The 8798-nt window shown below is 68.8% G+C and carries 11 protein-coding genes; 7 read left to right on the forward strand and 4 right to left on the reverse strand.

Annotation, left to right across the window (positions count from 1 at the left end):
• Window positions 1-127 precede the first annotated feature (127 nt).
• Window positions 128-868, forward strand: coding sequence for an NRDE family protein (locus VHL31_RS03995; RefSeq protein ID WP_329659916.1), 741 nt, complete (start codon window positions 128-130; stop codon window positions 866-868).
• Between the two features lie 4 nt (window positions 869-872).
• On the opposite strand, the gene VHL31_RS04000 is transcribed toward VHL31_RS03995, so the two are convergent.
• The 4 genes from VHL31_RS04000 to uvrC are packed head-to-tail and all read right to left on the reverse strand — an operon-like array spanning window position 873 to window position 4137.
• On the reverse strand, window positions 873-1346 hold the full coding sequence (locus VHL31_RS04000; protein ID WP_329659917.1) for a molybdenum cofactor biosynthesis protein MoaE: 474 nt from the start codon (window positions 1344-1346) through the stop codon (window positions 873-875).
• A 6-nt stretch (window positions 1347-1352) separates the two neighbouring features.
• Entirely contained in the window at window positions 1353-1604 is a 252-nt protein-coding gene (gene moaD / locus VHL31_RS04005) for a molybdopterin converting factor subunit 1 (RefSeq protein WP_329659918.1), read from the reverse strand.
• Window positions 1601-2197 (reverse strand): CDP-diacylglycerol--glycerol-3-phosphate 3-phosphatidyltransferase, encoded by a 597-nt coding sequence (gene pgsA / locus VHL31_RS04010; RefSeq protein WP_349262355.1) that lies wholly within the window; start codon window positions 2195-2197, stop codon window positions 1601-1603. Before pgsA ends, moaD begins: the two co-directional genes overlap by 4 nt.
• Window positions 2198-2211: 14 nt before the next feature.
• On the reverse strand, window positions 2212-4137 hold the full coding sequence (uvrC, locus tag VHL31_RS04015; protein ID WP_329659919.1) for an excinuclease ABC subunit UvrC: 1926 nt from the start codon (window positions 4135-4137) through the stop codon (window positions 2212-2214).
• Window positions 4138-4262: 125 nt separating this feature from the next.
• On the opposite strand from uvrC, the gene VHL31_RS04020 reads away from it, so the two are divergent.
• The 6 genes from VHL31_RS04020 to VHL31_RS04045 all read left to right on the forward strand — a co-directional run bounded on the left by VHL31_RS04020 (window position 4263) and on the right by VHL31_RS04045 (window position 8705).
• Window positions 4263-5186 (forward strand): NADP-dependent oxidoreductase, encoded by a 924-nt coding sequence (locus VHL31_RS04020; protein WP_349262356.1) that lies wholly within the window; start codon window positions 4263-4265, stop codon window positions 5184-5186.
• A gap of 24 nt (window positions 5187-5210) precedes the next feature.
• Window positions 5211-6419: a hypothetical protein gene (locus VHL31_RS04025; RefSeq protein WP_329659920.1), complete on the forward strand. Its 1209-nt coding sequence runs from the start codon at window positions 5211-5213 to the stop codon at window positions 6417-6419.
• A gap of 94 nt (window positions 6420-6513) precedes the next feature.
• The gene (locus VHL31_RS04030; RefSeq protein ID WP_329659921.1) at window positions 6514-6729 is read left to right on the forward strand and encodes an AbrB/MazE/SpoVT family DNA-binding domain-containing protein; all 216 of its coding nucleotides are present in this window, start codon (window positions 6514-6516) and stop codon (window positions 6727-6729) included.
• Between the two features lie 10 nt (window positions 6730-6739).
• Window positions 6740-7063, forward strand: coding sequence for a type II toxin-antitoxin system PemK/MazF family toxin (locus VHL31_RS04035; RefSeq protein ID WP_329659926.1), 324 nt, complete (start codon window positions 6740-6742; stop codon window positions 7061-7063).
• A gap of 160 nt (window positions 7064-7223) precedes the next feature.
• Complete coding sequence (locus VHL31_RS04040; protein ID WP_329659922.1) at window positions 7224-7892, forward strand: 5-formyltetrahydrofolate cyclo-ligase; 669 nt, start codon at window positions 7224-7226, stop codon at window positions 7890-7892.
• 90 nt (window positions 7893-7982) lie between these two features.
• Window positions 7983-8705 (forward strand): glucosaminidase domain-containing protein, encoded by a 723-nt coding sequence (locus tag VHL31_RS04045; RefSeq protein ID WP_329659923.1) that lies wholly within the window; start codon window positions 7983-7985, stop codon window positions 8703-8705.
• Window positions 8706-8798: the final 93 nt, after the last annotated feature.

An 8798-nucleotide genomic window follows, 5' to 3' on the forward strand; every position in this document is an offset into this window, starting at 1 on the left:
ATCGAAGGTGGTCATCGGCACTCCCGCTGGTGTCCTCTCTCCAGGACACCAGATATAGGAACTCGCGGCCGACTCCGCTAGCGCGAGCAGGCATCCAGCAGGCAGTTTTTCAAGGGATTACGAGCACTTGTGCACCCTCGTCATCTTCCGGCGCAAGGCTGGTCCATGGCCGCTCCTGATCGCCGCGAACCGCGACGAGATGACCGGCCGCCCTGCCTCGCCGCCGGCCAGGCACTGGCCGGACCAGCCGGAGATCGTGGGCGGGCTGGACCAGCTGGCAGGCGGCAGCTGGCTGGCGCTCTTCGACACGGGCGTGTGCGCCGCCATCCTCAACCGCCGTGGCACGCTCGGGCCGATGGAGGGCAAGCGCAGCCGGGGCGAACTCGTGCTGGATGCCTGCAACCACCTGGATGCCGCCACCGGCGCCAGGTTCATGGCCGAGCTGAACGGAGCCGCCTACCGGCCGTTCAACCTGATCGTGGCGGATCCGAAGGAGGCGTTCTGGGTCCGCCATGCCGGGGACGGCCCGATCCAGCTCGTGGCGATCCCCGAGGGGCTGTCGATGATCGAGGCGGGCGAGCTGAACGACCCGGCCTCGCCGCGGATCCGGCGCTTTGCTCCCGCGTTTGCCGCCGACCTGCCGAAGCCGGACGCGGGCGAGTGGTCGGGCTGGCAGCTGCTGCTGGGCACGCCGGCACGGCCGGGACAGGATCCTGGCGAAGGCTTGTGCATCCGCCGCGATGACGGCTACGGCACGGTGTCGTCGAGCCTGCTGGCCCTGCCGGCCGACCCGCTCGTCCCGCCGGTCTGGCTGCATGCGGAAGGGGCGCCCGACCGGGCGGCGTTCCAGCCGGTGGATCTGAGCTGAGGCGTCAGACCAGCAGGCCGCCGGTCGCAAGGTGCCAGCGGCGGGTGGCCGCGTCGTCGGCCTCCTTGGCTTCCACCCACCAGCCGCCGTCCGGCCCTTCCTCGAACTTCCAGAAGGTCGCGCGGGTCTTCAGCCAGTCGATCAGGAAGGCGCAGGCCTCCAGCGCGGCGTGGCGGTGCGCCGAGGCGGTGGCCACCAGCACGATCGGCTCGCCCGGCAGCATCCTGCCGTAGCGGTGGATGATCAGGGTGGCATCGAGCGGCCAGCGCGCCAGGGCCTCGGCCTCGACCCGTTCCAGCTCGCGCTCGGTCATGCCTGGATAGTGCTCCAGCGTCATCGAGGTGAGCCGCCGGCCCCCGGCGAACTCCCGGACGAGGCCGGTGAAGGTGGCTACCCCGCCGATCTCGGTGCGGCCATGGGTCATGGCGGAGATTTCGGCGCCCAGGTCGAAGGGCAGGGCCTGCACGCGGACCGTCATCGCTGGTCAGCCTCCGGTCACCGGCGGGAAGAACGCCACCTCGTCGTCGGGCCCGACCGGATGGTCGCGCTGCACGTGGCGCTGGTTGACGGCACAGCGGACGATGCCCTGGGAGGCCACGGCCTCGCCGAAGGCGGGATGTCTGGCCGCCAGGAAGTCCAGCAGGCCGCCGACATCGCCCACGCCCGGCGGCAGCTCGATCGTTTCGGACGAGGTGCCGGCCTTCTGCCGGAGCCAGGCGAAATACATGATCTTCATGGCTGCCTCACGCCGGCCGGTTCGGGGGGATGCGGCGGCGGCGGAGGCTCGCCGGCCATGTGGCGCAGGCCGGCCTGCAGGTAGTCCCAGCCGGTGAGCAGCGTCAGCGCGGCGGCCAGCCACAGCCCCCAGAAGCCGATCGTCTCGGTGGGCAGGGGATCGGGACCGGCCGGGCCCAGGATCAGGAACACGATCGCCACCATCTGCACGGTGGTCTTCCACTTGGCGAGCGGGGTCACGGGCATGCCGACCCGGACCTCGGCCATGTACTCGCGCAGGCCGGACACGGCGACCTCGCGCAGGATGATCACGACGGCCGGGATCAGGGGCGCGCGGTGGAATCCTGCCAGCATGACCACGGTGGCGCCCACCAGCAGCTTGTCGGCGACCGGGTCGAGCCAGCGGCCGAAATCAGACTGGAGGCGCCAGTTGCGCGCGATCCAGCCGTCCAGCAGGTCGGTCGTGGCGGCCAGCAGGAAGATGGCGCAGGCCACCCAGCGGGCCCAGGCGCCGTCGACGTAGAACATCGCCATGACGACCGGGATCAGGGCGATCCGGAACAGGGTCAGCATGTTCGGCAGGTTCATCTGCAACGGGCCGGGCTCCTTCAGCCGCCGCGGAAATGGTCGTGGATGGCCCGCGCCATCGCGGCACTCACCCCCGGCACCCGTTCCAGGTCCACGATTCCTGCCTCCGCCACCCCGCGCGCCGAGCCGAACTGGGCAAGGAGCGCCTTCTTGCGCCGCGGGCCGATGCCGGGAATCGAATCCAGCGCCGACCGCTCGGTCCGCTTCCCGCGCCGGCTGCGATGCGAGGTGATCGCAAACCGGTGGGCCTCGTCCCGTAGCCGTTGAATGAAATAGAGCAAGGGGTCCCGCTGCTCCAGTGCGATCGGCTCGTCACGGGCGGGCAGGTGCAGCTTCTCCCGTCCCGCATCGCGATCCGGCCCCTTGGAGACCGCCACCAGGCACTGATCCTCGATGCCCAGCTCGTCCAGCACGGCGCGTGCCGAGGAAAGCTGGCCGACGCCGCCGTCGATCATGACGACGTCCGGCCAAAGGCCCGTGGAGCGGTCCGGGTCCTCCTTCTGCAGCCGGGCGAAGCGGCGGGTGAAGACTTCCCGCATCATCGCGAAGTCGTCGCCCGGCTTCGTCGTGGGATCCTTGATCGAGAAGATGCGGTAGCCCGACTTGTCGAAGCCCTGCGACGTCGCGCGCACGCAGACGCCGACCGCGTCCGAGCCCTGGATATGGCTGTTGTCGTAGATCTCGACGCTGCGCGGCGGCTCGTCCCGGTCGAGCAGCGATCCCAGCGCCTCCAGCAGGCGGGACTGGGCACCCTCCTCCGCCAGGCGCCGGGCCAGGGCCTGGCGGGCGTTGGTCTGCGCCAGATCGACCAGCTTCAGCTTGTCGCCGCGCTTGGGCACCGCGATCTCGATCCTGCGGTTGGCATGAAAGCTCAGCGCCTCGACCAGCAGATCGCGGCTGGGCACCTCCTCGGACAGGAGGACCAGCGGCGGGGCCACGCGGTCGGCATAGAACTGGGCCAGGAACGCCTCCAGGATCTCGGACGGTTCGACATCCTTGGTATGTGCCGGGTAGTAGGGTCGGTTCCCGTTGTTGCGGCCGCCGCGATAAAAGAACACCTGCACGCAGGCAGCACCACCCTCGACCGACAGGGCGACCACGTCGGCATCGTCGACCGACTCCGTGTTGATGCCCTGGTGCGCGGTGACGTGGGCCAGGGCCTTGATCCGGTCGCGGATGGCAGCCGCCCGCTCGAACGACAGGTCCTCCGAGGCCTGCATCATGTCCGCCTGGAGCCGCTCCTGGACCTCGCGGGAGCGGCCGGCCAGGAACAGCTTCACCTCCCCGACCAGGCCCCGGTACTCCTCCTCGCTCACCCGGCCGACGCAGGGCGCGCTGCAGCGCTTGATCTGGTACTCCAGGCAGGGCCGCGAGCGGCTCTGGAAGATGCTGTCCTTGCAGGAGCGCAAGGGGAAGGCCCGGCGCACCGCCTTCAGCGTCTGGTCGACCGCCCCGGACGAGGCGAACGGGCCGAAATAGTCGACGCCCTTCTGCCTGGCGCCGCGATGCTTGCGGATCTGCGGGAAGGCCTGCCGGGTGTCGATCGCGATGAAGGGGAAGGACTTGTCGTCGCGCAGCAGGATGTTGAAGTGCGGGCGGAGCTGCTTGATCATGTTCGCTTCGAGCAGCAGCGCCTCCACCTCGGTGTTGGTGGACACGAACTCCATCGACCGGGTGAGCACGATCATCCGGCGGATGCGGGCCGAGCACTGCTCGGGGCGGGTATAGGCAACGACCCGCTTCTTCAGGCTCTTGGCCTTGCCGACATAGAGCGCCTCGCCCTTCTCGCCGAGCATGCGGTACACGCCCGGGCTGTTCGGCAGGCGGGCGACGTGATGGCGAATCAGGTCCGCCCCACGCAGGGCCGCGGGGTCGAGGGCCGGAACGGGTGTCGGCTCGGGCGGCGGGGAGGCCGGAAGGGCATCGGTCGAAGGCATGGTCGTCATCTGACGATGCGCGATGATCCGGTCAAGGCATGGGGCACGGCTTTCGCCCGTGCTGTCGGACGGGCGTCGCAACCACGGCAGCGGGGGACCGTTCCATCCGATCCACATCTTTCCTGGAGCAGATCGTGAAGGCGATGACCTTTGACCGCTATGGCGGCCCCGACGTCCTCCGCCTGGTGGACCTGCCAGTGCCCAAGGTTGGCCCCGGCGAGATACGGATCCGCGTGCGCAGCGCTGCCGTGAACCCGGTCGACTGGAAGATCATGGCGGGGGGCCTGGACAGCCTGATGCAGGCCTATTTCCCGGTCATTCCCGGCTGGGACGTGGCGGGTGTCGTGGACGCGGTCGGCCCCGACACGCCGGAGTTCCGCCCGGGCGACGAGGTGATCGCCTATGCCCGCAAGAGCTTCATCCATGACGGGACGTTCGCCGAGTTCATCTCGGTCTTCGCCGAGGCCGCAGCCCGCAAGCCGGCGAGCCTCGACTGGGACCAGGCGGCGGGCCTGCCGCTGGCCGGCCTCACGGCGTACCAACTCCTGACGCGCCTGGGCCTGAAGGCCGGCGACATCGTCCTGATCCATGCGGCCGCGGGCGGGGTGGGCGCCCTGGGGGCGCAGATCGCTGTGGCCCAGGGCGCCAGGGTGATCGGCACGGCGTCGGAGAAGAACCACGCGTTCCTTTCCTCGCTGGGCGTCGAGCCGGTGACTTATGGCGAGGGCCTGGCGGAGCGGGTCCGCGCGCTGGCGCCGGACGGCGTCGACATCGTGGCCGACTTCGTGGGCTGCGTGCTCGACGTCACCCGGGCCGTCCTGCGCGACGGCGGCCGGCATGCCTCGATCGTGGACGGAGCCGTGCAGGACCATGGCGGCACCCTGGTCTGGGTCCGTCCGAACGGCCGGGACCTGCAGGCGCTGGCTGACATGGCGGATGCAGGGCGCCTGACCGTGTCGGTCGCACAGACCTTTCCCCTGGAGGCGCTGGCCGAGGCGTTCGCGCTGTGCAAGACCGGCCGCGTCCGCGGCAAGATCGCGATCCAGGTGAGCCGCTGATCCAAGAGTGTCCTCGATGAGCGGATGGCCGCGCCGCGCTTGTGCATCGGCGGCGCCACGTCCATGCACGGACATGCCCTGATGGCCGTGGCCGGCTTGGGCGCCTGTGTCAGGGGAAACGGAGAGGATCGGGTGGGACCGTCCATGTTCTGCATCGCCAGGTCAGCCTGCCTGGCCCTTTTCACCCTGGCCCTGCTCGCGGCCACGCCGATCCTCGCAGCCGAGGAAGCAGCACCTCCGTTCGACGACAGGTCGGGCGCCTTCCTCGACCGGTCCACGAGCCAGCTGCGGCTGCGGCCCCATACGCTCGTGCTGATGCGGCCGCCCGTGGCGGCCAACCCGAAGAAGAGCTTCAAGCTGTTCTACGCCTTCAACTTCGCGAACCAGCCGGTCGGCCTGGACAAATGCGGGCTGACCCGCCTGCCCTTGCTGGGTCCCCGCTCGTTCTTCCCAGACGGCAAGGTGCTGGATCGGGTTGACCGCACGTTCGCTGACCAGCAGTTGCCGGCCATCCGCAAGGCCTTCGCCGATGCGGGCAGCAACCCGGTCGTCATCAACATCGAGGGACCCTGGACGATCAGGCGGACCGATTCCTCCGCCGTCGTCGCCGCCAAGATCGACAGCCATCTCGATCTCGCGGCCTATCTGCGCAGCCGCCTCGGCAACAAGATCAGGCTCGGCTTCTACGGCGAAGCCCCGTTGAAGGACTATTTCTCCTACCAGCTCGACTATTTCGGCAACCCGTTCGACCCGATGTACCCGGAGTTCGTCCGGGCGCCCGGCCTCGCCGACGCCGTGAACCGGCAGGTCGTGCGCCTGGCCGCGTCCGCCGACGCGCTGTTCCCGCCCTACTACACGGTCTGGTACGACGACATGGGCCGGACCGACGCGCAGCGCTATCAGCTGACGATGCAGGGCTGGACCACGGCGGCGCAGGAATCGATGAAGCTGGCGCTGGCCTGGAAGAAACCGGTCTATCCGTTCATCTGGATGCAGTACCACAACAAGATCAACGTGCCGGCCCTGGCCAACAAGTTCCTCGCGCCGGGCTTCTTCCGCTATCAGCTGGACACGCTGCGCAATCTCGGGGCGGACGGGGTCGTGATCTGGGGCACGCTCGGGCCGCATGGCGGGCGCGAGATGTTCGACAGGAATGCCGACTGGTGGAAGGACTACCTGACGTTCGCGAAGGAGAACGGGGTGGACCTGGCTGCCTGCCCGCATCTTCCTTAAGGCCCGGTTCCCGGAAGCACGATCGATGGCTTCAGGCTCTTGCCTCCCTTGCCTCGTGTAAGGATCTTCCTTACTTTTCCTGCCAGAGGTAGCCATGATCACGAGCAGGATCACCAGCAAGGCGCAGACGACCATCCCCCGGGCGGTGCGCGTGGCGCTCGACCTGAAGGAAGGCGACGAACTGGTCTACGAGATCCAGGACGGGCGCGTGGTGATCAGCAAGCCCAAGGAAAAGCAGGCCGACGATCCCTTCGCCACGTTCACGGAATGGGCCGGGGAAGCAGATCGCGAGGCCTACGCTGATTTCTGAGCAGGGCGACATTGTCCGCGTTCCATTTCCCTACGTGGACCGCAACCGGAGGCAGCACCGGCCGGCACTGGTAGTATCGGCCGGTACCATCGATCCACGGAAGGGACTGCTCTGGGTCGTGATGATCACGAGCGCGGGCAACGAGGCCTGGGAGGGCGACGTCGCCATCGGTGATCACGTGGCCGCAGGCTTGCCCGTACCTTCCACGATCAGGCCGGTGAAGATCGCGACGATCGAAGCGACCAAGGCCGAGACGGTCGGACGCGTTTCCCCCCAGATCCTGAACGACGTCATGCTCCGCCTGCGCAACGTTCTGAGGTCGCCGGAACACTGAGAACGGCCGCACAACCGTGAAGGCCGGCTTGCTCGGGGCCTGCCGCCTGTCCACCTTGCTGGCATGTCGTCCGCAAGTCGCGCGCCTGGGCCCGGTTGGGCCACGAGCCTGCCGGCGCTCGCGGGGCATTGGCCGTGACCGAGCTGCCAGGAGGCCTTGGATGGCGAACGAGCCTGATGACGAGATCCGGGAATTCGCCTCGCCCGCCTGCTTCATGCACGAGCTGGATCCTGCCTATACGGGGCTGCCCCCGCCGCGCGAGGAGGTGATGCGCTGGCGCAAGGAGGAGCGCGCCCGCCTGATCGCCAAGCGCCTGGCCGTGCCGGCGGCGGAGCGGGCTGCAATGACCGAGGGGATCGTGCGCGGGCTCGACGAGCTGCTGGGCGATCCAGCGGCACGGGTCGTCAGTGTCTATTGGCCGTTCCGGGGCGAGCCGGACCTGCGGGGGTGGATGGCCGGCGTGACCGCGCGGGGCGGGATCTGCGCGCTGCCGATCGTGCGGGAGAAGAAGGCGCCGCTGGTGTTCAGGGCCTGGAAGGAAGGCGACCGGATGGAGCGGGGCATCTGGAACATTCTCGTGCCGGCCGATGGACCCGATATTCGGCCGGACGTAGTGATAGCACCGCTGGTCGGGTTCGATCCGGCCTGCTTCCGGCTGGGCTATGGCGGGGGCTATTTCGACCGCACGCTCGCGACGTTCGCCGAAAAGCCGCTGGTGGTCGGGGTGGGTTATGGCCATCAGGCGATCGCGACGATCCATCCGCAGCCGCACGACATCCCGATGGACGTGATCGTGACCGAGGCCGGGATCGCGCACCGACGTCCGTAACCATGAGGTGAACGAAGGGACAGGGTCAGGAACCCACCGCGCAACGGCTGGTTGCACGCGGCAGCCGATCCACGGCGTGGGAGCAACAGAATGAGCCGGCCCTTTCTTGCAGTTCCGATCGTTCTTCTGTCGGCCCTGACCGCCTGCTCTCAGGTCCGCGACGTGGCGGCCGACGCCGGTCTGCCGGTCGCGCGGGACACCTCTGCGCAGGCGGCGGCCGGATCCAACGGGGATTGGGGCTGCGTCCAGCCCGAGCCCGGGCATCCGACCAGCGCGGAAGAGCGCGCCTTTGTCGACGAGGTGGGCCGGCTGGCCGTCCAGGCCGAGCGCACGCACGGCGTGCCCGCCGCCGCCATCACCGCCATGGCGATCCAGGAATCCGGCTATGGCTGGACCAAGCTCGCCCAGGAGACCAACAACCTGCTGGCATGGAAGTACGTGCCCGGCCCTGCCGTGGGCGACCGGCAGTCTTGGGAGATCGATTGCCCGAACGCCGGCCCGCGCGACAAGTTCGTGGTCTTCGCCGATCGGGCCGAGGCAGTCGAGTTCGTGGCGGAGCAGCTGGCATCCTCGCCCAACTACGAGGCCGACACCGCGCGCTACCGCCAGGACCGGGCGAACCGGGTCGACGTGCGGGAAGCGGTCGACCGCTGGGTGGACGGCATCGCCGATCCCTACAGCACGAACCCCGAGGGCTACCGCAACACGATCCGGCGGCTCATGAACAATCCCTACAGCCCGTCGGACCAGCTCTCGGCGGAGAACAATCTGTACCGGCTTTCGGAGGGTGTCACCCAGGCGGCCAGCCAGTGACGGCCTACTGCGTGAGGTCGTCCGGCACGGCGAAGCTGTTGTAGATGGCGGTCGCAAGCGGCCTGAAGAACGCGTCCTCCGCCTTGGGCCAGC

Source organism: Geminicoccus sp. (genome assembly GCF_036263595.1).
In the GTDB taxonomy this organism is placed as follows: Bacteria; Pseudomonadota; Alphaproteobacteria; order Geminicoccales; family Geminicoccaceae; genus Geminicoccus.

Excerpts from the sequence above, each read along its gene's own strand:
- VHL31_RS04000 (WP_329659917.1), bottom strand. The coding sequence starts at position 1,346 with ATGACGGTCCGCGTGCAGGCCCTGCCCTTCGACCTGGGCGCCGAAATC.
- moaD (WP_329659918.1), bottom strand. The coding sequence starts at position 1,604 with ATGAAGATCATGTATTTCGCCTGGCTCCGGCAGAAGGCCGGCACCTCG.
- uvrC (WP_329659919.1), bottom strand. The coding sequence starts at position 4,137 with ATGACGACCATGCCTTCGACCGATGCCCTTCCGGCCTCCCCGCCGCCC.
- VHL31_RS04025 (WP_329659920.1), top strand. The coding sequence starts at position 5,211 with ATGGCCGCGCCGCGCTTGTGCATCGGCGGCGCCACGTCCATGCACGGA.
- VHL31_RS04030 (WP_329659921.1), top strand. The coding sequence starts at position 6,514 with ATGATCACGAGCAGGATCACCAGCAAGGCGCAGACGACCATCCCCCGG.
- VHL31_RS04040 (WP_329659922.1), top strand. The coding sequence starts at position 7,224 with ATGGCGAACGAGCCTGATGACGAGATCCGGGAATTCGCCTCGCCCGCC.
- VHL31_RS04045 (WP_329659923.1), top strand. The coding sequence starts at position 7,983 with ATGAGCCGGCCCTTTCTTGCAGTTCCGATCGTTCTTCTGTCGGCCCTG.